This window comes from Phytohabitans aurantiacus (genome assembly GCF_027923225.1).
Taxonomy (GTDB): domain Bacteria; phylum Actinomycetota; class Actinomycetes; order Mycobacteriales; family Micromonosporaceae; genus Phytohabitans; species Phytohabitans aurantiacus.
On the sequence record NZ_BSDI01000011.1, the window covers coordinates 224,129 to 247,602 of the forward strand.

General features: G+C 69.6%; 19 protein-coding genes. 15 read left to right on the forward strand and 4 right to left on the reverse strand.

The window, feature by feature from the left end; genetic code table 11:
* Window positions 1-177: 177 nt before the first annotated feature.
* The 8 genes from QMG73_RS14695 to QMG73_RS14730 are packed head-to-tail and all read left to right on the forward strand — an operon-like array spanning window position 178 to window position 6,662.
* On the forward strand, window positions 178-873 hold the full coding sequence (locus tag QMG73_RS14695) for a helix-turn-helix transcriptional regulator (protein WP_281895725.1): 696 nt from the start codon (window positions 178-180) through the stop codon (window positions 871-873).
* An 11-nt stretch (window positions 874-884) separates the two neighbouring features.
* Complete coding sequence (gene sufB / locus QMG73_RS14700) at window positions 885-2,291, forward strand: Fe-S cluster assembly protein SufB (protein ID WP_281895775.1); 1,407 nt, start codon at window positions 885-887, stop codon at window positions 2,289-2,291.
* Window positions 2,291-3,424, forward strand: coding sequence for a Fe-S cluster assembly protein SufD (sufD, locus tag QMG73_RS14705; RefSeq protein WP_281895727.1), 1,134 nt, complete (start codon window positions 2,291-2,293; stop codon window positions 3,422-3,424). Before sufB ends, sufD begins: the two co-directional genes overlap by 1 nt.
* On the forward strand, window positions 3,421-3,750 hold the full coding sequence (locus QMG73_RS14710) for a non-heme iron oxygenase ferredoxin subunit (protein WP_281895730.1): 330 nt from the start codon (window positions 3,421-3,423) through the stop codon (window positions 3,748-3,750). Before sufD ends, QMG73_RS14710 begins: the two co-directional genes overlap by 4 nt.
* Window positions 3,747-4,520 carry a Fe-S cluster assembly ATPase SufC gene (sufC, locus tag QMG73_RS14715; protein WP_281895733.1) on the forward strand — a complete coding sequence of 258 codons (774 nt, stop codon included), beginning with the start codon at window positions 3,747-3,749 and terminating at the stop codon, window positions 4,518-4,520. The genes QMG73_RS14710 and sufC overlap by 4 nt, the downstream gene beginning before the upstream one ends.
* A gap of 11 nt (window positions 4,521-4,531) precedes the next feature.
* Window positions 4,532-5,824, forward strand: a complete 1,293-nt coding sequence (locus QMG73_RS14720) for a cysteine desulfurase (RefSeq protein ID WP_281895736.1) — start codon at window positions 4,532-4,534, stop codon at window positions 5,822-5,824.
* Window positions 5,824-6,327 (forward strand): Fe-S cluster assembly sulfur transfer protein SufU, encoded by a 504-nt coding sequence (gene sufU / locus QMG73_RS14725; protein WP_281895740.1) that lies wholly within the window; start codon window positions 5,824-5,826, stop codon window positions 6,325-6,327. The genes QMG73_RS14720 and sufU overlap by 1 nt, the downstream gene beginning before the upstream one ends.
* Complete coding sequence (locus QMG73_RS14730; RefSeq protein ID WP_407676799.1) at window positions 6,216-6,662, forward strand: metal-sulfur cluster assembly factor; 447 nt, start codon at window positions 6,216-6,218, stop codon at window positions 6,660-6,662. Before sufU ends, QMG73_RS14730 begins: the two co-directional genes overlap by 112 nt.
* A gap of 486 nt (window positions 6,663-7,148) precedes the next feature.
* Here the strand turns inward: QMG73_RS14730 and QMG73_RS14735 are convergent, their stop codons facing one another.
* Window positions 7,149-10,010, reverse strand: coding sequence for an AfsR/SARP family transcriptional regulator (locus QMG73_RS14735; RefSeq protein ID WP_281895741.1), 2,862 nt, complete (start codon window positions 10,008-10,010; stop codon window positions 7,149-7,151).
* 211 nt (window positions 10,011-10,221) lie between these two features.
* On the opposite strand from QMG73_RS14735, the gene QMG73_RS14740 reads away from it, so the two are divergent.
* The gene (locus QMG73_RS14740) at window positions 10,222-10,818 is read left to right on the forward strand and encodes a LysE family transporter (RefSeq protein ID WP_281895777.1); all 597 of its coding nucleotides are present in this window, start codon (window positions 10,222-10,224) and stop codon (window positions 10,816-10,818) included.
* A 58-nt stretch (window positions 10,819-10,876) separates the two neighbouring features.
* On the opposite strand, the gene QMG73_RS14745 is transcribed toward QMG73_RS14740, so the two are convergent.
* A complete protein-coding gene (locus QMG73_RS14745; protein WP_281895742.1) occupies window positions 10,877-14,032 on the reverse strand; it encodes a penicillin acylase family protein in 3,156 nt (1,051 codons plus the stop codon).
* 70 nt (window positions 14,033-14,102) lie between these two features.
* On the opposite strand from QMG73_RS14745, the gene QMG73_RS14750 reads away from it, so the two are divergent.
* On the forward strand, window positions 14,103-15,413 hold the full coding sequence (locus tag QMG73_RS14750) for a jacalin-like lectin (protein WP_281895743.1): 1,311 nt from the start codon (window positions 14,103-14,105) through the stop codon (window positions 15,411-15,413).
* Here QMG73_RS14750 and QMG73_RS14755 read toward each other — a convergent pair.
* Window positions 15,397-16,074 (reverse strand): DNA alkylation repair protein, encoded by a 678-nt coding sequence (locus QMG73_RS14755; protein WP_281895744.1) that lies wholly within the window; start codon window positions 16,072-16,074, stop codon window positions 15,397-15,399. The two genes, QMG73_RS14750 and QMG73_RS14755, sit on opposite strands and share 17 nt — an antisense overlap.
* A gap of 27 nt (window positions 16,075-16,101) precedes the next feature.
* Here QMG73_RS14755 and QMG73_RS14760 point away from each other — a divergent pair, with 27 nt between their 5' ends.
* Complete coding sequence (locus QMG73_RS14760; protein WP_281895746.1) at window positions 16,102-16,764, forward strand: acVLRF1 family peptidyl-tRNA hydrolase; 663 nt, start codon at window positions 16,102-16,104, stop codon at window positions 16,762-16,764.
* Window positions 16,765-17,275: 511 nt separating this feature from the next.
* Here the strand turns inward: QMG73_RS14760 and ypfJ are convergent.
* On the reverse strand, window positions 17,276-18,178 hold the full coding sequence (ypfJ, locus tag QMG73_RS14765; protein ID WP_281895748.1) for a KPN_02809 family neutral zinc metallopeptidase: 903 nt from the start codon (window positions 18,176-18,178) through the stop codon (window positions 17,276-17,278).
* Window positions 18,179-18,360: 182 nt separating this feature from the next.
* Between ypfJ and QMG73_RS14770 the strand changes: the two genes are divergently transcribed.
* The 4 genes from QMG73_RS14770 (at window position 18,361) to QMG73_RS14785 (ending at window position 23,244) form a co-directional block, all read left to right on the forward strand.
* Entirely contained in the window at window positions 18,361-19,962 is a 1,602-nt protein-coding gene (locus QMG73_RS14770) for an ABC-F family ATP-binding cassette domain-containing protein (RefSeq protein ID WP_281895750.1), read from the forward strand.
* 205 nt (window positions 19,963-20,167) lie between these two features.
* Window positions 20,168-20,395, forward strand: a complete 228-nt coding sequence (locus QMG73_RS14775; RefSeq protein ID WP_085066491.1) for a helix-turn-helix domain-containing protein — start codon at window positions 20,168-20,170, stop codon at window positions 20,393-20,395.
* Window positions 20,396-20,441: 46 nt separating this feature from the next.
* Window positions 20,442-21,206: an enoyl-CoA hydratase/isomerase family protein gene (locus QMG73_RS14780; RefSeq protein ID WP_281895758.1), complete on the forward strand. Its 765-nt coding sequence runs from the start codon at window positions 20,442-20,444 to the stop codon at window positions 21,204-21,206.
* Window positions 21,207-21,318: 112 nt separating this feature from the next.
* Complete coding sequence (locus QMG73_RS14785; RefSeq protein ID WP_281895759.1) at window positions 21,319-23,244, forward strand: ABC transporter ATP-binding protein; 1,926 nt, start codon at window positions 21,319-21,321, stop codon at window positions 23,242-23,244.
* The last annotated feature ends 230 nt before the right edge of the window (window positions 23,245-23,474 follow it).

The following is a 23,474-nucleotide window of genomic DNA, read 5'->3' on the forward strand; positions in this document are numbered from 1 at the left end:
GCGGGGGGCGGGGACGTGCCCCACGTCGTCCGTCAGGCTTGAAGCCGTCGTGTGCCACGTCCCCGCCCCCCGCACCGACGTGGGAGGTCTCCGTCCGGGGGTTAAGGGCGATGGGGTGACCCGGTTCACTTGGGCGCGGGTTTGCGAGGGCTCGGGGAAATACGTAACGTTGGCGTTGTGAAAAACGCGGCGGCGCTGTCTGAGCTCCAGCCGGTGGCTGACGGGCGCACGCGCGACCGGGTCGCCAGGCTGCTGCTCGAGCACGGCTCCGCCACCGCGGCCGAGCTGGGCGCCGAGCTGGGCTTGACGCAGGCGGCGGTTCGCCGCCATCTCGACGCGATGCTCGCCGATGGGGCGGTTGTCGCCCGCGAGCGGCCGGTGCGCGGTGCGCGTGGCCGTGGCCGCCCGGCGAAGCTGTTCGTGCTGACCGACGCGGGCCGGCAGGACTGCGGGCGGCACTTCTACGACGGCATGGCCACGGCGGCGCTGCGCTGGATCGCGCGCACGGGTGGTGCAGAGGCCGTCGAGGCGTTCGCGACCGAGCAGGTCTCCGGGCTGGAGGCCCGCTGCCGGGCGGCGCTGGAGGGCGCCGGCGACGACCCGATCGCGCGGGCGGAGGCTCTCGCGGCCGCCCTGACAGCGGAGGGCTACGCTGCCAGCGCGTCAGCGATCGCGACCGGCGGGCAGCTCTGCCAGCACCACTGCCCGGTGGCGCACGTGGCCGCCGAGTTTCCCCAGCTCTGCGAGGCCGAGACGGCGGTGATCTCCCGCTTGGTCGGCACCCACGTGCAGCGACTGGCCACGATCGCCCACGGTGATGGCGTGTGCACGACGCACATACCAGCTCAACCAACCATGGTGAGGAATAAGTAGTGACCGAGCAGATGACACAAGCAGAGCAGCTCGCCGTGCTCGGCAATTACGAGTACGGCTGGGCCGACTCGGACGTCGCCGGCGCGTCGGCACAGCGTGGCCTCAACGAGGCCGTGGTCCGTGACATCTCGGCCAAGAAGAACGAGCCGGCCTGGATGCTCGACCTGCGCCTGAAGGGCCTGCGGCTGTTCGGTCGGAAACCGATGCCCAACTGGGGCGCCGACCTCACCGGCATCGACTTCGACAACATCAAGTACTTCGTGCGGTCGACCGAGAAGCAGGCCGCCAGCTGGGACGACCTGCCCGAGGACATCAAGAACACGTACGACAAGCTGGGCATCCCGGAGGCCGAGAAGCAGCGGCTCGTGGCGGGTGTGGCGGCGCAGTACGAGTCCGAGGTGGTCTACCACAAGATCCGTGAAGACCTCGAGGAGCAGGGCGTCATCTTCCTCGACACCGACACCGCTCTCAAGGAGCACGAAGACCTCTTCAAGGAGTACTTCGGCACGGTGATCCCGGTGGGCGACAACAAGTTCGCCGCGCTCAACACCTCCGTGTGGTCCGGTGGCTCGTTCATCTACGTGCCGAAGGGCGTGCACGTCGAGATCCCGCTCCAGGCGTACTTCCGGATCAACACGGAAAACATGGGCCAGTTCGAGCGGACGCTGATCATCGTCGACGAGGGCGCGTACGTGCACTACGTCGAGGGCTGCACCGCGCCCATCTACTCCTCCGACTCGCTGCACAGCGCGGTCGTCGAGATCATCGTGAAGAAGAACGCCCGCTGCCGGTACACGACCATCCAGAACTGGTCGAACAACGTCTACAACCTGGTCACCAAGCGCGCCGTGGCGCACGAGGGCGCGACCATGGAGTGGATCGACGGCAACATCGGCTCCAAGGTCACGATGAAGTACCCGGCCGTGTGGATGACCGGCGAGCACGCCAAGGGCGAGGTGCTGTCGGTGGCCATGGCCGGTGAGGGCCAGCACCAGGACGCGGGCGCCAAGATGGTGCACGCCGCGCCGCACACGTCCAGCACGATCATCAGCAAGTCGATCGCGCGTGGCGGTGGCCGCACCTCGTACCGCGGCCTCGTGCAGGTGCTCGAAGGCTCCTCGCACAGCAAGAGCACCGTCAAGTGCGACGCGCTGCTCGTCGACACGATCTCCCGGTCGGACACCTACCCGTACGTCGACATCCGCGAGGACGACGTGGCGATGGGGCACGAGGCGACCGTCTCCAAGGTCAGCGAGGACCAGCTCTTCTACCTGATGAGCCGGGGTCTGACCGAAGACGAGGCGATGGCGATGATCGTGCGCGGCTTCATCGAGCCGATCGCCAAGGAACTCCCGATGGAGTACGCCCTGGAGCTCAACCGCCTCATCGAACTCCAGATGGAAGGAGCGGTCGGTTAATGACCGACACTCTCGCCGCACCCCCTAAGACCAAGTCTCAGGCCCTGCGGTCATACGACGTCGCCGACTTCCCGGCCCTGACGGGCCTGGAGGAGGAGTGGCGCTTCACGCCGCTGCGCCGGTTGAAGGGCCTGACCGGCGCCTCGGCCGCCGCGAATGCTCCGGCCATCGGGTACTCGGACCTGCCGGCCGGTGTCACGGTGTCCACTGTGGACAAGGGTGACCCCAGGATCGGTTCGGTCCTGGTGCCCTTCGACCGGATCAGCGCGCTGGCGTACGGCGGTTTCGCCGAAGCCACGCTGGTCACAGTGGCCGCCGAGGCCGTGCTCGACCGGCCCGCCGTGGTGCGCGTGACCGGTGACGGCAGCCTCGCTTTCGGGCACACCTTCATCGAGGTCGGGCGGTTCGCCGAGGCCACGCTGGTGGTGGAGCAGACCGGTTCGGTCACGCTCGCCGACAACGTCGAGGTGGCGGTCGCCGACGGCGCCAAGCTCACGCTCATCACGGTCGCCGACTGGGCGCCCGACGCGGTGCAGGCCCAGCACGTCAAGATCAAGCTGGGCCGCGACGCCAAGGTGACGCACGTGCAGGTGTCGCTGGGCGGCGACCTGGTGCGGCAGTTCACCAGCGTCGAGTACACCGGGCGGGGCGGCGAGGCCGAGCTGTACGGGCTGTACTTCGCCGACGCCGGCCAGCACCTGGAGCACCGCCAGCTCGTCGACCACAGCGTGCCGGACTGCCGCAGCTACGTCGGCTACCGCGGCGCGCTGCAGGGCGATGGCGCGCACACCGTCTGGGTCGGCGACGTGCTGATCCAGGTGCAGGCGACCGGCACCGACACGTACGAGATCAACCGCAACCTCGTGCTCAGCGATGGCGCGCGGGCCGACTCGGTGCCGAACCTGGAGATCGAGACCGGCGAGGTCGCCGGCGCCGGCCACGCGAGCGCGACCGGCCGCTTCGACGACGAGCAGCTCTTCTACCTGATGGCCCGGGGCATCCCGGAGGGCGAGGCGCGCAAGCTGGTCGTGCGCGGCTTCTTCGCCGAGCTGATCAACAAGATCCCCGTCGAGGAACTGCGCGAGCGGCTCGGCGACGCGATCGAGGCCCGGCTGCAGAAGGCGGGCGCATGATCCGGGTCTGCTCGGTAGAAGAGGTCCCCAAGGGCAGCTCGGTCAGCGCCGACGTCGACGGCACCGAGATCGCGGTCGTGCACGCGGAAGACGACAACTTCTACGCCATCTACGACCAGTGCTCGCACGCCGAGGTGCCGCTCTCCGAGGGCGAGGTCGACGGCTGCACGCTGGAATGCTGGCTGCACGGCTCGCGTTTCGATCTACGGACCGGCGAGCCGACCGGGCTGCCCGCCACCGAGCCGGTGCCCGTCTTTCCCGTCGAGGTCCGCGACGGCGAGGTCTTTGTCAGTCTCACGCCAAGTAACGGAGTTACCCCATCATGAGCACCCTGGAGATCCGCGACCTACAGGTGTCGGTCAAGCTGCCTGAGGGCGACCTGAAGCCGATTCTCGCCGGGGTCAACCTCACCGTTAGGGCGGGGGAGACCCACGCCATCATGGGCCCGAACGGCTCGGGCAAGTCGACGCTGGCCTACTCCATCGCCGGTCACCCCAAGTACGAGATCACCGGCGGGTCGGTCACGCTCGACGGCGAGGACGTGCTGTCCATGTCCGTCGACGAGCGGGCGCGCGCCGGGCTCTTCCTCGCGATGCAGTACCCCGTCGAGGTACCGGGCGTCTCGGTGGCCAACTTCCTGCGTACCGCCAAGACCGCCATCGACGGCGAGGCGCCCAAGCTGCGCACCTGGGCCGGCGAGCTGAAGGGCGCCATGGAGCGCCTGCAGATGGACCCGGCGTTCGCCCAGCGCAACGTCAACGAGGGCTTCTCCGGCGGCGAGAAGAAGCGGCACGAGATCGTCCAGCTCGAGCTGCTCAAGCCGAAGATCGCGGTACTCGACGAAACCGACTCCGGCCTCGACATCGACGCGCTGCGGGTGGTCAGCGAGGGCGTCAACCGCGTCCGCGCCACCGGCGAGACGGGCCTGCTGCTGATCACGCACTACACGCGCATCCTGCGGTACATCACGCCCGACTTCGTGCACGTCTTCGTCGGCGGCCGGATCGTCGAAGAGGGCGGTCCCGAACTGGCCGAGAAGCTCGAAGCCGAGGGCTACGAGCGCTACCTGGCAGGTGCCGGACCGGCTAAGGTCTGAAGGGCTTTCCCATGACCACGATCGCGATCCCGCAGGGCATGCCGCAGTACGACGGCGTGCCGCGCTTCGACGTCGAGAAGGTGCGCGCCGACTTCCCGATCCTGGGTCGGGAGGTCAACGGGTACCCGATGGTGTACCTGGACAGCGGCAACACCTCGCAGAAGCCGCGCCAGGTCATCGACGCGATGCGGGAGCACATCGAGCGCCACAACGGCAACGTCGCGCGCTCGGTGCACCAGGTCGGCACCGAGGCGACCGAGGCGTACGAGGGCGCGCGCGCGAAGGTGGCTCAATTCATCTCGGCGTCGACGCCGGATGAGATCGTCTTCACCAAGAACGCGACCGAGGCCATCAACGTGGTGGCTTATGCGTTCTCGAACGCCGCTCCCGGCTCCCGGTTCGCGCTGAAGCCGGGCGACGAGATCGTGATCTCCGAGATGGAGCACCACTCCAACATCGTGCCGTGGCAGCTTCTGTGCGAGCGCACCGGCGCGAAACTGCGGTGGTTCAGCGTCACCGACGCGGGTCGGCTCGACCTGTCCTCGCTGGAGGAACTGGTCAACGAGCGCACCAAGATCGTCTCGTACGCGCTGGTGTCCAATGTGCTCGGTACGATCAACCCGGTCTCCGCGATCACCGCGCGGGCCCGCGAGGTCGGCGCGTTCGTCATGCTCGACGCCTCCCAAGCCGTGCCCCACATGCCGGTCGACGTGACCGACCTCGGCGTCGACTTCATCGCGTTCACCGGGCACAAGATGTGCGGCCCGACCGGCATCGGCGTCCTGTGGGGCCGCCACGAGCTGCTCGCCGAGATGCCCCCGGTACTCGGCGGCGGCTCGATGATCGAGACGGTGTCGATGGAGCGGTCGACGTTCGCGCCGCCGCCGGCCCGGTTCGAGGCGGGCACCCCGCCGATCACCGAGGCGGTCGGGCTGGGCGCTGCCGTCGACTACCTCACGGCGCTCGACATGCGGGCCGTGCAGTGGCACGAGAAGGAGCTGACGGCGTACGCGCTCGACGCTCTCGCCACGGTGCCCGGCCTGCGCCTGTTCGGCCCCAACGTGCCCGTGGGCCGAGGTGGCACGCTTTCTTTCGCGCTCGACGGGGTACACCCACACGATGTGGGTCAGATCCTCGACTCTGTCGGTGTGGAGGTGCGGGTCGGCCATCACTGCGCACGGCCGATCTGCCAGCGGTACGGCGTACCGGCGATGACCCGCGCGTCGTTCTACCTCTATACGACCGTGGAGGAGGTCGACGCTCTCGTGCGCGGCTTGGAGCAGGTGCGGAAGGTGTTCGACTGATGCAGATCGACCAGCTGTACCAGGAGATAATCCTGGACCACTACAAGCACCCACACGGCCGTGGCCTGCGTGAGCCCTTCGGTGGGGAAGCGCACCACGTCAACCCGACCTGTGGCGACGAGGTGACCATCCGGGTCGCGACCGACGACGGGTCCTTTTCGGACATCTCGTACGACGGCATGGGCTGCTCGATCAGCCAGGCATCGGCCAGCGTGCTGCACGAACTGCTGACCGGCCGGGCCACGGGTGAGGCGTTCCAGGTGGTCGACGGTTTCGTCGAGCTGATGGGCGGCCGAGGGCAGGTCACGCCCGACGAAGACCTGCTCGGCGACGGCGTGGCATTCGCTGGTGTGGCCCGCTACCCGGCCCGGGTGAAGTGCGCGTTGCTACCGTGGATGGCGTTCAAGGACGCGGCGGCACGGGCGGGCGTCGGCCCGTCCTCGCAGTCGTCGCAGTCGTCGCCGTCGGTGGCGGCTCAAGAGGCTCCAGAGGTGAAGGCATGAGTGACGTGACCAAGGCCGCGGTCGGTGACATCGAAGAGGCGATGAAAGACGTCGTCGACCCCGAGTTGGGCATCAACGTCGTCGACCTGGGCCTCATCTACGGCGTCCACGTCGACGACGACAACATCGCGACCATCGACATGACCCTGACGTCAGCGGCCTGCCCACTGACCGACGTGATCGAAGACCAGACCCGGTCAGCCCTGACGGGCGGCCCGGGCGGCGGCGTGGTGAGCGACTTCCGCATCAACTGGGTCTGGCTCCCGCCATGGGGCCCCGACAAAATCACCGACGACGGCCGCGACCAGCTCCGCGCCCTGGGCTTCAACGTCTGACCCACTCCCTCTCTCCCGTGGCGGCTGCGCCGCCCCTGTGCCCGCCGATCAAGGGCGAATGCACGTGGTTGGATCTCTTTTCCGCGTGCGTTTGCCCTTGATCGATGGAAATCTCCTTGATCAACGCCGTTGCTGCCAGAGCAGCAATAACTGTTCAAGATCTCGGCGAATGAACCAAACTCGACGGCGTTGTCTCCCTGATCGGCGGCGTGGGCTAGGCGCCGTGCCGGTCAGGGCCGGCCGTGGCGGTCAAGGCCCGCCGTAGCGCCGTCCGGGCCGCCGGTCTCAGGGCCCGCCGTGGCGCGCGGTCCGGCCCGCCATGGCGCGCTCGGTCCGGACCGCCGGGCGCGTGGTCCGGGCTCGCTGACGCCGGCCGGCGGTCGGACGCCTGATGTCGCCCGCGCGCCCTGCGCCGCCGCGTCTCGCGTCCTGCGCGGGAACAGCGGAGCTGTGAACGTTTATGGCTGCCATAGCAACCATAAACGTTCACAGTCCTTTTAGGACGGACGCCACTTCGGTCGCTTCCGGGAGGCCGAGGTCTTCGAAGATCGCCAATGCGCGTCGCCAGTACTCCCGGGCCGGCTCGACGGCGCCGCGCTCCCGCTCGGTCAGGCCGAGTTCGTACAGCGTCGCCGCCACGCTTCGGCGCTCGCCCGATCGTTCGCCGATCTCCAGGGCCTCCCGCAAACAGGCCAGCGCCTGGTCGCTCCGGCCCTGCTTTCGGTGTACGCGGCCGACGTAGGTCAGCACGTCCGTGACGCTGAGCGTGCCGAGCGAACGCAGCTCGGCGAGGCTCTCTTCGTAATATCTCAGCGCCGCGTCCAGCGCCCCCTGCTGTTCGTACACTCCACCGAGGTTGGCGAGGCTGGCGGCGGCGTTGCGGCGGTTTCCGTTGGCTTGGAAGATCGCAAGTGCCTCCTGGAGCCCCGCCACGGCCCGCTCGTACGAGCCTAGCCTTCCGTACACCTCGCCAAGGTTGTTGAGGCTGATCGCCTGGCTGTGCCGGTCGTCGAGCTGCCGGCTGATCGCGAGGCTGCGTTCCAGGTACTCGGTGGCTTCGGTGAGCTGCCCGAGGCTGTCGTGCACGAGCCCGACGCTGTTGAGGCACGCGGCCTGCCCGGCGAGGTTACCGACCGACCTGTACCCGTCGAGTCCCGCCCGCAGGCACGATAGCGCCTCGGCGTACTCGCCGCGCATCTCGTGTGCGGCGCCCAGGTCGCGGCAGGCGTGCGCCTCGGCGGTACGGTCGCCGGAGCGCTGGGCGATGGCGCGGGCGGCCTGGTTTACGCCGAGCCAGTCGTTGAGGTAACCGCGCACGTGGAAGAACCCGAACAGTGCCCGCGCGAGCGAGGTGGCCGCGCCACCGTCCACTCTGGACGTGGCGGCCACCTGCCGGACCGCCGCCACCAGGTTGGGGCGTTCGGTCTCCAGCCACTCCAGCGCCTCGGCCACGTTTGCGAACGTCGAGCCGGGCGCCGCCAGAAGCCCGGCGCTGTCGGGGCGGGGATCGGCCGGCCGCAGCAGTCGAAACGCCTGCCACGCTGTCGCGGCGTACCAAGCGAGCAGGCGACCGAAGGCCGCGTCACCGCCGTCGAGGGGAAGGTCGCGGCCGAAGAGGCGGACGAGGTCGTGCTGGCGGTACCGGCCCGGTGCCGGGCACTCCAGCAGGTGGCAGTCCGCGAGCCGTTCGAGAAGGAGCTCGGCGTCGGGGCGATCGAGTAGGGCGGCGGCGGCCGGTACGCCAAGGTCGGGTCCGTCGGGCATGGACAGTAACGGCAGCGCGGCTGCGGCGGCCCGCTCGCCGGGGTCGGTGCTTTCCCGCAGCAGCTCGTGGCTGACCTGGAAGCTGGATCGTACGCCCAGCTCGGCCACCTGGAGTTCGTCGAGGCGGCGGCGGGCGTCGGCGAGCCGGTCGGCGAGGGCGCGCACGGGCCAGCGGGGACGGGCGGCGAGGCGCGCGCCGGCGATCCGCAGCGCGAGCGGCAGGTGGCCGCAGCGCCGGGCCAGCAGCCGGGTGGCGCCGGGGTCGGCGGCCACCCGATCGGCGCCGGCCAGTCGCGCGAGTAGCCGCACCGCTTCGGGCTCGGGCAGCACGTCCAGGTGCACGAGAGCAACACCATCCAGTGTGGACAGTACACGTCGGCTTGTCACCACGGTCGCGGCGTGCGGTCCGGCGGGCAGCAGCGGGCGCACCTGCGTGGCGTCGTGCGCGTTGTCCAGTACCACCAACAGCCGGCGATGCGCGACGGCTGCGCGGAACGCGGCGCTGGCCTCTGCCTCGGACGTCGCGTCTGTCTCGCGGACGCCGAGCGCGCGCAGGAACCGGCCGAGCACGTCGAGCGGCGCGAGCGGCCGCAGGCCGGCCGTCGCGCCCTGCAAATCGGCGTAGAGCTGGCCGTCAGGGAAGCGGTGCGCGAGCCGGTGCGCGACGCGGACCGCGAGCGCCGACTTGCCCACGCCGCCCGGCCCCGCGATCGCGACGACCGGCGCGGGCCGCAAGGGTGAGCCGGCCAGCCGGGCGCGCGCGTCGGCCAGTTCGCGGTGGCGGCCGGTGAAGTCGGCGACGTCGGGCGGGAGCTGGCGCGGCACCGGGCCGGGCGGCGCGTCGAGCGTGGGGTCGGCCGACAGGATCTGGCGGTGCAGCCGCTGGATGGGCGGGCCGGGCTCGATGCCCAACTCGACCACGAGCCGCTCGCGCAGCCGCCGGAACGCCGCCAGCGCCTCGGCCTGCCGCCCGCTGCGATAGAGGGCGAGCATGGACAACTCGTGCAGGCGTTCGCGGAGAGGCTGCTCGGCGCCGGCCGCGGCGAGCGCGGAGAGCGCGTCGGCGTGCCGGCCGAGGGTGAGCTGAGCGGTGGCCCAGTCTTCCAGTACCGCGAACCGCCGCTCCGCCAGGTCGGTCAGCACCGAGTCGGCGCTGGCGCCAAGCTCGATGCCGTCGAACGGGCGCCCGCGCCACAGCGCGAGCGCGCGCCGCCACGACTCGGCCGCGGCCGGCAGATCGCCGCGCGCCGCGGCCCGGCGGCCCGCGCGCGTGAGGGCGTCAAAGACCAGCAGGTCCAGGTCGTCTTCGGCTATCTCGATCCGGTACCCGTTGGGGCCAGCCGTCAGGCCGGTGATCCCCAGCGAACCGCGCAGCGCCCAGATGTGGGTGCGCAGCGCGGTGGCCGCGGTCCGGGGTGGCTTCAGCGGCCAGAGCGCATCGGTCAGCACCGTGGGGCTGACCGGTTCGTTGGCGTGCAGCAGGAGCAGGGCGAGCAGGGTGCGTGGCTTCGCGGCGGTGAGCCGAAGCGGCCGGCCGTCGATCGTGTCGATCTCCAGCGGGCCGAGGACGCGAAACCGGACCATCCTCCCACCGCACATGGAACGTGCCGTTTCGACAAGCCCTTGACGAAAATCGGTGGCCCTGAGGCGTCGGGTAAGCGCAGAATGCGGACATGATCGAGCCTTCACCCCGTGGTCCTGTTGTCGCCGCCGTCGCCGGCGCGCGACAGCAGCGCGCTCCGCGGCCGGCTGCGATCCCACCCTTCCGGTCGTGATCGGGGGGTTCGTCGATGGCATGATCGCTGGGTACGGCGTGGCCGTGCCCGTGGGCGCCATCGCGATACTGATCATGGGGCTGGCCGCTCGGACGTCGTTCCGGGTCGGTGCCGCGGCCGCGCTGGGCGTGGCGACGGCGGATGGCCTGTACGCGGCGGTGGCCGTGATCGGGGGAGCCGCCCTCGCGGGCGTCATCGAGCCGATCGCCGGCCCGATGCGCTGGGTGGCGGCGGTGGTCCTGCTGGGGCTGGCCGCGTACACGGCGGTCACCGCGGTGCGTCACCATCGCGACCCGGCTCGCGCGGCCCGGTCCGACGCGGGCCTGGCGACACCGTTACGGGCGTTCGTCGGACTGCTCGGCCTGACCGTGCTCAACCCGATGACGATCGTCTACTTCGGAGCGTTGGTGCTCGGGCGGCAGGCGTCGGACGGGAAGAGCGCGGCCGGTGAGGTGATGTTCGTGGTCGGCGCGTTTCTGGCGTCGGCGAGCTGGCAACTGGTGATCGCGGGTGGTGGGACGCTGGTGGGGCGCCTGCTGACGGGTCCACGCGGCCGCTTGGTGACAGCGCTGCTCTCAGCGACGTTGATCGCCGCCCTGGCCGCCACCATCCCGTGATCAGGGCGTCCCTCAAGTCGCTCTAACGACTTGAGGGACGCCCTGATCATTGAAGGGCTCAGCGGGCGTAGAGCTCCAGCTCGTATATGGAGTATCCGTAGTTGGTGGCGCGCTTCACGCCGGCGAAGCGCACGTAGCGCGCGCTCGTCGGGGTGAACGACGCCACGTCCGTGCCGCCGTTGCCGGCCGCCGTCGACCACACCGAGCGCCACGTCGACCCGTCGGCCGACACGTCGATCCGGTACGAGGTCGCGTACGCGCTCTCCCACCGCAGGATCGCGCGCCCCACCGACTTGCTCGATCCAAGGTCGACGGTGAGCGTCTCGTTGTCGCTCCAGCCGCTCGCCCACCGGCTGGCCGGGTCGCCGTCGACGGCGCGGGTCGCCGCGAACGAACCCTCCACACTGGACGCCGTCACGGGGCGGCCGGCGGCCAGGTTGCTGACGTCCTGCCCGCGCCCGGCCGGGAACGAGACCACCTGCTGGTACGTCGGGCGGTTCTGCCAGGCGATGATCGGCGAGGTGATGCCGCCGAGCGGTGACTGGACGATCGCGTCGGCGCACCACTGGTCACCGGCTGAGCAGTGGTCGTCGCCCGGGTACACGGTGCTGGCCGGCTGCGCGGCGGCCGTGCGCAGCGTGTCGAGCAGCATTGTCCGGCAGGCGACCAGGCTGCCGCCGCCGCAGTACGTGCGGCCGAGCCCACCGCTGACCGGGTCGCCGAGCACGGCACGCAGGTCCTTGTCGACATACCCCCACCACCCGTACTGGAACGAGGAGCCCTTGTGTGCCTGCGCCTCGTTGGCCGATGAGGGCAGGTTGGACACGTCACCCTGCTGGTGCCCGGACGGTGACTCGTTGACCTGCAAGGCGTTGACGAGCGACTGGTACAGGTCGGCGCCGAGACCGGACTTGAACTGGCCGTTGACGAGCAGCGGCCACCAGGCGTCGAAGATACGGATGGCGGCGGCGTGCTGGTACGTCTTCGAGCCCGCCGCGGTCTCCTTGCGGATAGCGCCCGCCTGCCGCCATGCCTTGAGCTGGCTGACGGTCGTGGCGAGTGACGAGTCGGTGATGGCCTGGCTTTCCACCACCCGGATTAGCTCGTCCAGTACCTCGATGCCGCGCAGGTCCACTGTGGCCGCATGCTCGACGAGCTTCAGAACCCCTGCCCGGTCGAGCTTCTGGCCGGCGGCCAGCGCGCTTTTCACCGGGGTGTCCAGCAACTCGCCGCGGTGCACCGAGCCGAAGCTGAAGTTTCCGTCGGCCGCGCCGAAGTCGGCCGCCGCCTTGTTGTTCCAGGAGACGTAGTAGTCCTGGTTGATCGACTGTGGATGGGCGCTCGCGGGGGCGTACCCGGTCCAGGCGTACGAGGCGGCCATCGGCAGGTTCGGGTTGGATCCCGTGGCGCGGATCGGGTTGCGCCCCGAGTTGAAGTACGCCGATTGCGTGGAGTTGACGTAGAACCAGTTGAAGGCGTATTCCACGTTGGACGCCGAGGTGATGAACGCGTTGGCGCTGCCCATCACCGACGGGTCGTTGAACATCTGGAAGCCGATCGCCGACTGCGCCTCCCGCCCATACGTCGACCGCAGGTGGGTGAACGCGTACGGCTTGCCACCGACCATTCCGCGCCACGCCACGAGCCCGAGCGCGGTGCGCCAGGCGACCAGCTTGTACGAGCCGGCTGGTGTGGAGTCCGCGGTGGTGGGTTTCCACGAGTTGACGTGCGACAGATCCTCCATCGCCACGCACTGCCCGTTGTATGTATACCGGTTGCTCGCCACCGTCGGCGTGCTGCCGTCGGTCGTGCACAGCGGCAGCGCGTACGTGTCGGTGATGTCGTGGATGGACGATGTCGCGCTCCACGCGTAGTCCTGCCCGCGTCCCAGCAACACGTACAGGTTGAGCCCAGCGAACGCTACACCGCGGGCGCTGATGCCCGGTCCCTGTAGCTCCTGCGCCATCAGCAGTTGCGGTGAGAAGTACCCGGTCTGAGGCCCGAAGACGGCGATGGGGTTGCCGGTGGTGGTGTGCGCCCCGGAGATGACGACGGCGTTGGACATGCCCCGCTGAGGGCTCCCGACGCTGAGGCTGGCGAGCGCCACGGCACCATCCGACGCGGACCCCGTTTGACCGGTCACCACCGGCTCCGGCACAGCCGATCCCGCATCTGGCATGACGACACTGGGCGCGTCGTCCGCGGCCGAGCCGTACGGGAAACTCTGTCCGTTGTGGAGTGTGAGTACTGTCTCCGGGTCGTTCTGCGAACGGAACGCCCGCCACACCGCGTCACCCTCGGTGGCGCCGTACTTGGCCCGCGCGGAGATCCGTACCAGCGCCGACTGCATCTCGGCGCCGCCGCCCCCACCGAACAGCCCGCCGACGACACCGGCGATCGCGACGAGGTCTGTCATCGTGAACTGCACCGGGCCGCCCGCGTTCGTGACCGAGTCGAGATGACCGGTAAGCACGTACTCGCCGGGGCAGTAGCGGCCGTTCATGCAGGCAGCAATGTACGCGTTGATGCCCGCGATGTAGTTCTGCACGTCGATGTAGAGCTGCTCGGCTCTGCCGCCCTGCGCGCGCAGGGCGTTGATCTGGGCCTGGAGGTCCGCCTCGGTGTAGGGCGAGTTGCGCCAGACGCTCTGCTCCAGCGCGCGGTTGCCCGGGGCGCCGCCGGCGAACGGCGTCAGCGTGCCCCGCCCGACGTGCCGCAGGAGGTCCATTGTGAAGAGTCGGTCCTCGGCACCGGCGTACCCGGCACCGAACATCGTGCCGGCGCGCGTCGTGCCGGTGATGTGTGGCGTGCCCGTTGCTTTGTCGCGCACGACGGTGACGTCCGAGCGCGGCTGGTAGGTCCGTTCAGCCTGGCCGGCGGGCACGCCGAACGACGCGTTGTTGAAGTACGAGGGGATCTGCTCGTCGGTGAGCCCGGCGTAGTTGTAGACCAGGTTCGCGTACTTGTCGAGCTGGTCGGCGGAGTGCGCCGGCCGGGTGCCGAACGCCTGGTGACCGAGGATCTCGACGAGCGTCGCGTTGCCGTTCTGTCCTGGCGGCAGGATGTCAGCACACTGCTCCAGGCAGTAGTCGTTGGGCACCAGGACGGCGGCGCTCGCGGGCGGGCCGGTGAGGACGACGAAACCGGTGGCAGCGGTCAGCGCGAGGGTGCTGGCGGCGTGGAGGAGAGCGGATCGGCGCATGGCGGTCCTCATGACTGTGAATATGTGAGGAACATTCGTGTACCGGATAGTAACCTCATCTGACCTGTGATAGATAGAGGCAATGTCGTCGATTTCCCGGGTGCTCGCCGTCGCCGCGCTGCTGGTCGTGGGCGGTGCCGCGCCGGCCTCCGCCGCCCCACCGTCCACCGGCACCTTCTCGGTGCTTACCTACAACGTCGCCGGTCTCCCCGAGGGCCTGTCGAGCGGCAACCCCGCAGCGAACACGCCCACCATCGGGCAGCGCCTCGGCGCGTACGACGTCGTGCACGTGCAGGAGGACTTCAACTACCACGCCGCCCTGTACGCCAACGATAACCATCCACATCGGACGCCCACGAGCGGCGGCGCCGGCTTCGGTGACGGGCTCAACACGCTCTCTGACTACCCGTACTCCGACTTCGTCCGCGACGACTGGAACTCCTGCAACGGCACCGATTGCCTGACGCCCAAGGGGTTCACGTGGTCGCGCGTGCGGTTAGCCGAGGGCGTGTACGTCGACTTCTACAACCTGCATCCCAACGCCGGCACCACCGACGCCGACCTCGCCGCCCGGCGCGCGAACATCAGCGAGCTGTCCAGCTACATCCAGGCCAACTCGGCCGGAAACGCGGTCGTCGTCATGGGTGACACCAACACTCGGTACACGCGGACCGGCGACAACATCCGCGAGCTGCTCAACGCCAACGGGCTCACCGACGCCTGGGTGCAGGGTGTGCGCGGCGGCACCCCACCGGCGGCCGGCAGCGACGCGCTCGTCTGCGACGACGCCAACGTCACCAACGACTGCGAGGTCGTCGACAAGATCCTCTACCGGGGGAACCGGTACGTCACGCTCGCGCTCGACTGGTACAGCAACGAAAACGCCGACTTCCGCACCGCCGACAACAAGATGCTCTCCGACCACTACCCGATCGCGGCCGGGTTCCGCTGGACGCTCAACCCCAACCTTCAACTCAGCGACTCGTTCGGCGGCCCGCACGGCACCCCGTACACCGACGTCGCCTCCGTGCCCACCGGTCAGCGCGTCACCCAGGTCGGCATCCGCGCCGGCTCCCGCGTCGACCAGGTCGGGCTTGTTGTTGGTGGGATCTCGTACAGCCACGGCGGCACCGGCGGCACCGCGGCCAGCCTGACGCTCGCGGCGGGGGAGCGGCTCGCGTCGGTCACCCTCAACGCCGGCCAGAAGGACGGCCGCACCAGGATCTTCTACATCCGGTTCGTCACGAGCGCCGGCCGCACGCTGAGTGGCGGCACAGCCACATCGGACACCGTCACCTATACGGCGCCCGCCGGCTGGCAGATCAGCGGCTTCCACGGCCGGTCCGGCACCGAGCTGGACAAGCTGGGCGTCATCTTCACCCCAGCCGCCTGAGCGCTTCCCTGCTCGACAGTGGCGCGAGGCGGTGCGACTCCACAAAGGACCGCACCGCCTCGGGGTCCGTCTGGCTGTATTCGCGCAACGCCCATCCGATCGCCTTGCGTACGAAGAAGTCTCGGTGACCGGCCTGGCGGGCGCAGTACCGGAACAGCCGTGCCGTGTCCGTGCCCTCTTTGTAGCCGAGCTGATGCAGGATCGCGGTGCGCACTAGCCACATATTCTCGTCCGTGCTCCAAGCGTCCATCGTGGATAGCAGCGCCGGGTGCCGCGACACGAGCGTGCCGACCAGATGCGCCGCCAGTGTGTCCACAGTGTCCCACCACGACTTCGTGATGATGAGCTCTCGCGCGGTCGCCAAGAAGTCCGCCGAACACACGCGTGCGTGCCGTCGCAGCCAGCCGCACGCGAAATACTGGTACTCCCGCTCCGGCAACGCCCAGCACGCCGCAGCGACGTCGCGCAGGTCGTCTTCCGCCGGACGCGGCAGGTCCGCGAGCGCCGCCCGCGCCAACGCCTTCTGCGCGGGCGACGGGATCCCAAGAAACGCGAACTGCCCGCGCATGTACGCGGCCATCGGCGCCGCCTTCGCGGGGTCGCGCGCGTCACCGTACGCGCTGGTCAGGCGCTCCATGACCGCGGAGGCGAGCGGCGTCATGCCCCGATCATGCCGTACGGTCGGCGCATGGGTGGGCGACCTGCGGCAGGTGGCGGGCGCTGGGTCGAGGTCGACCCAGCGCGCCTGGCCAAGTGGATCGGAGGCTTCGCGCGCCGTCACGGTCCGCCGAGGTCCAGCATGCTTTCCGGGTACGCCATCCGCCTGACCGCCCCGGACGGGACGACCGCCGACCTGCACTCACCCCCGGGCACGGGCCCCATCGCCGTCGCTGACGATGTCGAACTGGCCGCCTTTCTCGCAGCCGTCGAGGCTCCCCGGCGGATCGGCCTGCTGCTGGCGCGCGCGGGCTCGATGGCCGTGGGCGTGGCAGACGGCGACAAGTTGGTGTCGTCCAAGGTGGAGACACGCTACGTACAGGGCCGCACAGCCGCGGGCGGCTGGTCTCAGCAGCGGTACGCCCGGCGGCGCGCCAACCAGGCCAAGGCCTCCGCGAACGAAGCGGCTGACTTGGCGGTCAGGCTGCTCCTGCCCGAGGCGGCGTCGCTGGCGGCGCTCGTGTGCGGCGGCGACCGCCGCACGATCGACACCATCCTGTCCGACCCCAGGCTCGCCCCGCTGATCCCGATCCGCGCCGACCGCCACCTTGCTGTCGCCGACCCCCGCCACGCCGTACTGGTAGAGGCCGTGACGCTCTCCCGCGCCGTCCACATCCTCCTCCACGACCCCTAACAGCCCTCCCACCCTCGCCCGCCCCGCCCCGTGCGTCCTGCCCGCGCGCCCCGCGTCGTGCGCCGCGCCCCGCGTCGTGCGCCGCGCCCCGCGTCGTGCGCCGCGCCCCGCGTCGTGCGCCGCGCCCCGCGTCGTGCGCCGCTCGCCCAGCCCCGCGCCGCTCGCCCCGCCCCGCGCCGCGCCGCGCCCGGCCCCGCGCCGCCCCCCGGCCCCGCCCCCCGCCCGCGCCGTACGCCGATCTTGCAGTTGTCATGGCGAATTGCCCGGTTTGGGACGTGACAAGCGCAAGATCGGCGCAGGTGGTGTGCTGGCGCCGGGGCAGGGCCTGCCGGCGGCCGCCGATCAAGGGCGATCGCATGGATCAAGGGCGAATGCACGTGGTTTAGAGATCGAACCACGTGCATTCGCCCTTGATCGGCGGGGAAGGCGCGGCGTGCGGGGCGGGGAGGCGCGGTGTGCGGGGCGGGGGAGGCGCGGTGTGTGGGAGGCGCGGCGTGCAGGTGGGGGCAGCCTAGATTGGGCCGCCGAAGGTGTCGCAGGTCTTGGGGTCGCCGGAGTCGTAGCCGGTGCGGAACCAGCGTTGGCGCTGCTCAGAGGTGCCGTGGGTGAACGAGGACTCGTCGATCCGCCCGCCGGACTTCTTCTGGATCGTGTCGTCGCCGATCGACGCCGCCGTGTCCAGTCCCTCCTGGATGTCCTGCTGGGTGATGCTCGTGAAGATCTTCTGGCCGCTCTCGTCAGTGGTGCCGACGGCGTTCTTGGCCCACGCGCCCGCGTAGCAGTCCGCCTGGAGCTCCATGCGCACCGACAACTCGTTGGCGTTGTTCGGGTCGCGTTGCTGCTGGCGGCGCACCTGGGCCTCGGTGCCGAGCAGGTCCTGCACGTGGTGCCCGTACTCGTGAGCCAGCACGTACGGCTGTGCGAACTCGCCGGACGCGCCGAGCTGCTGGGCCAGTACCTCGTAGAACGTGAGATCGATGTACACGTGGTCGTCGGCCGGGCAGTAGAACGGCCCGACGCCGGAGTCGGCCGAGCCGCAGCCGGTGCTCACCGCACTGCTGAAGAGCACCGTGTCGGCTGGCTGGTACGCCTTGCCGAAAGCTTCCGGCAGGGCGACCTGCCAGTACGCCTGGATCGAGTTGACGTACAGCGTGTTGCGGCAGTCGAGCTGATCCAGGGCGTTCTCGGCCGAGCATTTCTGCTCTAGAGCCGTGTTGTCGCCCCCGCCGCCGTCGGTCGCCGCGTTGAGGCCGAGGCCACCGCCGGCCAGGGCGACCAGAAGGGCCACCACGAGACCGACCCATCCACCCTTGCCGCTCGGCAGCGGGATCGGCATCCCGCGCCCACCACCACCGGAGCCACGCCGGTCTTCGACCTGGCTGGTGTCGATGTTGGCATCCTCGTTGAGTTCCACGGCACTATCGATACCCGATGATCTTGTTCTTTAGTCGGTTGGGTGCCCGCGCCACGCCGGGTAGAATCGCCGCCGTGCTCTTGTGCGAAGACTGACCGCCCCGCACCGGCCGGTGAAGCGTCCCCGCCGGTGCTTCCGCGTGCCCAAGAGTCAGTCTTCGATCCGAGAGTGAGCTTTCCGCGATGATCACCGCCACCGGCCTGGAACTACGTGCTGGCGCCCGCATCCTCCTGTCCGGCGCCACGCTGCGCGTGCAGCCGGGCGACCGGATCGGCCTGGTCGGCCGCAACGGCGCTGGCAAGACCACCACCCTCAAGGTGCTGGCCGGCGAGGGCATGCCCTACGCCGGCAACGTCGAACGGCGCAGCGCCGTCGGATATCTTCCGCAGGACCCCCGTACAGGTGACCTCGATGTCACCGCCCGCGACCGCGTGCTGTCCGCGCGCGGGCTCGACGAGCTCCTCGCGGAGATGAAACGCGTCGAGGCCAGCCTCGCCACGGGCGACGAGCGACTTCTGCGCCGGTACGGCACGCTCGAGGACCAGTTCGCCTCCCTTGGCGGGTACGCCGCCGAGGCGGAAGCCGCACGGATCTGTGCCAATCTGGGGCTGCCCGACCGGGTGCTCAACCAGACCATCGGCACGCTCTCCGGCGGTCAGCGGCGCCGGATCGAGCTCGCGCGCATCCTGTTCCGTGACGCGGGCGAAGACGGGCACGGCATCCTGCTGCTCGACGAGCCGACCAACCACCTCGACGCCGACTCGATCACCTGGCTGCGCGGGTACATGGCGGCGCACAAGGGCGGGCTCGTCGTGATCAGCCACGACGTCTCGCTGCTGGAGGCGGCGGTCAACAAGGTCTGGTACCTGGATGCCAACCGGTCGGTCGTCGACATGTACAACGTGGGCTGGAAGGCGTACCTGGAGCAGCGCGAAACGGACGAGCGGCGACGGCGCCGCGAGCGCGCGAACGCCGAGAAGAAGGCCGGCGCCCTCATGGCGCAGGCCGACAAGATGCGGGCAAAAGCGACCAAGACGGTCGCCGCGCAGAACATGGCCCGGCGGGCCGAGCGGCTGCTCTCGGGCCTGGAGGAGGAGCGGGTTGGCGACAAGGTCGCCAAGGTCCGGTTCCCGACGCCGGCGGCGTGCGGACGGACCCCGCTCACCGCGAGCGCGCTGTCCAAGTCGTACGGGTCGCTGGAGATCTTCACGGACGTCGACGTGGCCGTCGACCGGGGTTCCCGGGTGGCCATCCTCGGGCTGAACGGTGCCGGCAAGACCACGCTGCTGCGCATGCTGGGCGGGCTGCTGGAGCCGGACACCGGCGAGGTCCGCGCGGGACACGGCCTGCGGATCGGGTACTACGCGCAGGAGCACGAGACACTCGACATCGATCGAACCGTGCTGGAGCACATGAGAAGCGCGGCATACGAGCAGTCCGACACCGATCTGCGCAAGATCCTCGGGGCTTTCCTCTTTTCGGGTGACGACGTCGACAAGCCCGCGGGCGTGCTTTCCGGCGGCGAGAAGACGCGGCTGGCGCTCGCCACGCTCGTCTGCTCGGGCGCCAACGTGCTGCTGCTCGACGAGCCGACGAACAACCTCGATCCGGTGAGCCGCGAGCAGGTGCTCGACGCGATCGCCCGGTACCCCGGCGCGATCGTGCTGGTCACCCACGATCCGGGTGCGGTGCAGGCGCTCAAGCCGGACAGGGCGATCCTGCTGCCCGACGGCGACGAGGATGCCTGGAGCGACGACCTCCTGGAGCTTGTCGAACTCGCTTAGCGATACGTGTGGGGCGCTAGATGCTCAGTACGCGGGATGCGATCCCGGTGAGTGCGACTGAGTACGTTTTTCACGGGCGTCGGGTTGCCGACATGGGTGTGCGTGTCGGTTGGCGAACAGAAGATATCTAGCGCATGATCGTTCGAGGCGGTCTAATAGGTGGGACCGCAATGAAACCGCACAGTCTGGGACGTGAGGAATCAACATGGCAGCCACCGGCACAGCCACCAGCACAGAGAAGGGTCGCCGGATCGTCGGAGCCGAGCGTCAGACGCTAGCCAAGGACCTGGTCAAGAGGTATACCTCGGGCGAGAGCATTCGCGCCCTGGCGGCGTCGACCGGCCGTTCCTACGGGTTCGTGCACCGGGTGCTTACGGAGTCCGGCGTTCAGCTCCGTCAGCGGGGCGGCGCGCGGCGCCGTAAGAAGGCGTGACCGCACTTTCCGCTGTTCGGCACCGTGCCGCTGCCGGGAACCCCCGATGACCTCCGGTGGCGGCGTACGGCTGGAATGCGACGGGCCGGTGGCAACTGTTACGTTGTCCCGGCCCGACGTCCTCAACGCCCAAACACCTGAGATGTGGTTGGCGCTGAGCGAGTTCTCACGAGACCTGCCCGGTGATGTGCGGGTCGTTGTCGTGCGCGGCGAGGGGCGAGCCTTCTCGGCGGGGCTGGACCTTTCAGTGGCTATGCGCGAAGGGGTGAATTCTTTCACCGAGTTCGCGCGCCTGCCCCCTGAGGAAAGCGCCGATCGCATTCACGGCTTTCAAATGGCATTCACCTGGCTGCGGCGCCATGACATCGTTAGCATCGCGGCCGTGCAGGGTCACGCGATCGGCGCCGGATTCCAGCTCGCACTAGCGTGTGACATGCGCGTTCTCGCCGATGACGCGCAACTGTCGATGGCCGAGGTAACTCTCGGTCTGGTTCCCGATCTGGGCGGCACCAAACGCCTTGTCGAGTTGATCGGGTACGGGCGGGCGCTGGAGGTGTGCGCGACGGCCCGGCGTGTGGGCGCGGCGGAGGCCGAGCGGATCGGCCTGGCCAACGTCGTCGTGCCCCGAGCCGACCTCGACTCCGCTACCGCAGACCTGGTAGCGGCCGTCCTCGCCGGCCCGCGCAACGCGGTCGTGGAGCTGAAAGCCCTGCTCACGGGCGCTGCCGACCGCTCCTACGAGGAGCAGGACCGGGCCGAGCGGGAGGCACAGGTGCGCCGCTTCCGCGATCTGGCCGGGGTCGGAGAGTAAGGACCTGATCGGGAAGAAACCGCTTACCGGGTGAGTTTTGTCGTAGGGACAGAGGAGACTGTCCCTACGAGCTCACTGGAGGTGGCAGGTGTCTTACGGTGCCGGATGGGGGATGTTGCGGTCCATCCGCGCCCGAGACGAGGTCAGCGGCCATCAGCTCGCGCGCGGCACGGGCCGGCGCATCCTCGCGTTCGCCCAGCCTTACCGCTCCGACATCGTTGTCTTCCTGATCACGGTGGTCATCTCGGCCGGCATCGGGGTGGCCACGCCGGTGCTCGCCGGTGATGTGGTCAACGCGATCACCCGCGGTGACTCCGGCGCCGGCACGACGGTGGTCCGGATCGCGTTCCTCATCGCCGGCCTCGCGGTGGCCGACGCGCTGCTGTCCCTGGCACAGCGGTGGTATTCGGCGCGCATCGGCGAGGGCATCATCCTCGACCTGCGCACCCAGGTCTACGACCACGTCCAGCGGATGCCGCTCCAGTTCTTCACCCGCACCCAGACCGGTGCCCTGGTCAGCCGGCTCAACAACGACGTCCTTGGCGCGCAGCGGGCGTTCACCTCGACGCTGTCCGGCGTGGTCAGCAACGTGATCCAGCTCGTGCTCACCGCCGCGGTCATGTTCACGCTGTCGTGGCAGATCACCACGCTGTCGCTGGTGATGCTGCCCCTGTTCATCATCCCGGCCCGCCGGGTCGGAAAGCGGCTCGCCGAGATCACCCGCGAGGGCTACGACCTCGACGCGAAGATGAACGCCACGATGACCGAGCGGTTCGGTGTGGCCGGTGCGCTGCTGGTCAAGCTCTTCGGCAAGCCCGAGGCCGAGGCGGCACGGTTCGGCGAGCGAGCCGCGCGGGTGCGCGACATCGGCATCCAGTCCGCGATGTACTCCCGCACCTTCTTCGTCGCCATGCTGCTCGTGGCGTCGCTGGCGCAGGCGCTCACCTACGGCCTCGGCGGCTGGCTCGCCGTCAACGGCTCGGTCAGCGCGGGCACCGTTGTCACCTTGGCGCTGCTGCTCACCCGGCTGTACGGGCCGCTGACCGCGCTGTCCAACGTCCGGGTCGACGTGATGAGCGCGCTGGTCTCGTTCGACCGGGTCTTCGAAGTGCTCGACCTGGCACCGAGCATCGCGGAAAAGCCGGACGCCGTCGACATCCCGGCGGGCGCGGGCCGGCTGGAGTTCCGCGACGTCCGCTTCCGGTATCCGTCAGCGGCCGAGGTCTCGCTCGCCTCACTCGAAGAGGTGGCCACACTCGACCGCACGGTGACCGAGCCGGTGCTGCGGGGCGTCTCGTTCGCGGTCCAGCCCGGGCAGATGGTCGCCCTGGTCGGCCCGTCCGGCGCCGGCAAGTCGACCACCTCGATGCTCGTGTCCCGCATCTACGACGTCACCGACGGCGAGGTGCTCGTCGGCGGCGTCGACGTCCGCGACGCGAAGCTAGCATCGCTGCGCGACACCATTGGCGTCGTCACCCAGGACTCCCACCTCTTCCACGAGACCATCGCCGACAACCTCCGGTACGCCAAGCCGGAAGCCACCGACGACGAGCTGTGGTCCGCACTGCGCGGCGCACAGGTGGAAGAGTTGGTACGGTCCCTGCCCGACGGGCTCGACACGGTGGTGGGCGAGCGCGGCTACCGGTTCTCCGGCGGCGAGAAGCAGCGCATCGCGATCGCCCGCCTGCTGCTCAAGGCACCGTCGATCGTGATCCTCGATGAGGCCACCGCACACCTCGACTCCGAGTCCGAAGCGGCCGTCCAGCGCGCGCTGTCGGTGGCACTGAGCGGGCGCACCGCGCTGGTGATCGCGCACCGGCTCTCGACCGTGCGCAACGCCGACCAGATCCTGGTCCTCGACGACGGCAAAATCGTCGAGCACGGCCGCCACGACGACCTGGTCGCCGCCGGCGGCCTGTACGCCGAGCTGTACCGGACCCAGTTCGCCGTAGCCGATTCCCCCGCCCCGTACACCGACGCCGTAGGCCCCGAGCCCGTCGTAACCGTCCCCCGCCGCACCTTCCCCGACGACGCCTAACCCTCCGCCCAGGCCCTTCGCGCTTGGCCGTCCGCGCTTGGCCGTCCGCGCTTGGCCGTCCGCGCTCGGCCGTCCGCGCTCGGCCGTCCGCGCTCGGCCGTCCGCGCTCGGCCCTCCGCGCCGATCAAGGGCAAAAGCGCGGCTCTTCGCCCCGATGTGTGGGTTGGGGTCGGGTTGGTGATTGGGGCACGCCGTTGCCTGGCCTAGGTTTCGGACTGTCTGACGGTTCG

Excerpts from the sequence above, each read along its gene's own strand:
- sufB (WP_281895775.1), top strand. The coding sequence starts at position 885 with ATGACACAAGCAGAGCAGCTCGCCGTGCTCGGCAATTACGAGTACGGC.
- sufD (WP_281895727.1), top strand. The coding sequence starts at position 2,291 with ATGACCGACACTCTCGCCGCACCCCCTAAGACCAAGTCTCAGGCCCTG.
- QMG73_RS14710 (WP_281895730.1), top strand. The coding sequence starts at position 3,421 with ATGATCCGGGTCTGCTCGGTAGAAGAGGTCCCCAAGGGCAGCTCGGTC.
- sufC (WP_281895733.1), top strand. The coding sequence starts at position 3,747 with ATGAGCACCCTGGAGATCCGCGACCTACAGGTGTCGGTCAAGCTGCCT.
- QMG73_RS14720 (WP_281895736.1), top strand. The coding sequence starts at position 4,532 with ATGACCACGATCGCGATCCCGCAGGGCATGCCGCAGTACGACGGCGTG.
- sufU (WP_281895740.1), top strand. The coding sequence starts at position 5,824 with ATGCAGATCGACCAGCTGTACCAGGAGATAATCCTGGACCACTACAAG.
- QMG73_RS14735 (WP_281895741.1), bottom strand. The coding sequence starts at position 10,010 with ATGGTCCGGTTTCGCGTCCTCGGCCCGCTGGAGATCGACACGATCGAC.
- QMG73_RS14740 (WP_281895777.1), top strand. The coding sequence starts at position 10,222 with ATGATCGCTGGGTACGGCGTGGCCGTGCCCGTGGGCGCCATCGCGATA.
- QMG73_RS14745 (WP_281895742.1), bottom strand. The coding sequence starts at position 14,032 with ATGAGGACCGCCATGCGCCGATCCGCTCTCCTCCACGCCGCCAGCACC.
- QMG73_RS14750 (WP_281895743.1), top strand. The coding sequence starts at position 14,103 with ATGTCGTCGATTTCCCGGGTGCTCGCCGTCGCCGCGCTGCTGGTCGTG.
- QMG73_RS14755 (WP_281895744.1), bottom strand. The coding sequence starts at position 16,074 with ATGACGCCGCTCGCCTCCGCGGTCATGGAGCGCCTGACCAGCGCGTAC.
- QMG73_RS14760 (WP_281895746.1), top strand. The coding sequence starts at position 16,102 with ATGGGTGGGCGACCTGCGGCAGGTGGCGGGCGCTGGGTCGAGGTCGAC.
- QMG73_RS14770 (WP_281895750.1), top strand. The coding sequence starts at position 18,361 with ATGATCACCGCCACCGGCCTGGAACTACGTGCTGGCGCCCGCATCCTC.
- QMG73_RS14775 (WP_085066491.1), top strand. The coding sequence starts at position 20,168 with ATGGCAGCCACCGGCACAGCCACCAGCACAGAGAAGGGTCGCCGGATC.
- QMG73_RS14780 (WP_281895758.1), top strand. The coding sequence starts at position 20,442 with ATGACCTCCGGTGGCGGCGTACGGCTGGAATGCGACGGGCCGGTGGCA.
- QMG73_RS14785 (WP_281895759.1), top strand. The coding sequence starts at position 21,319 with ATGTTGCGGTCCATCCGCGCCCGAGACGAGGTCAGCGGCCATCAGCTC.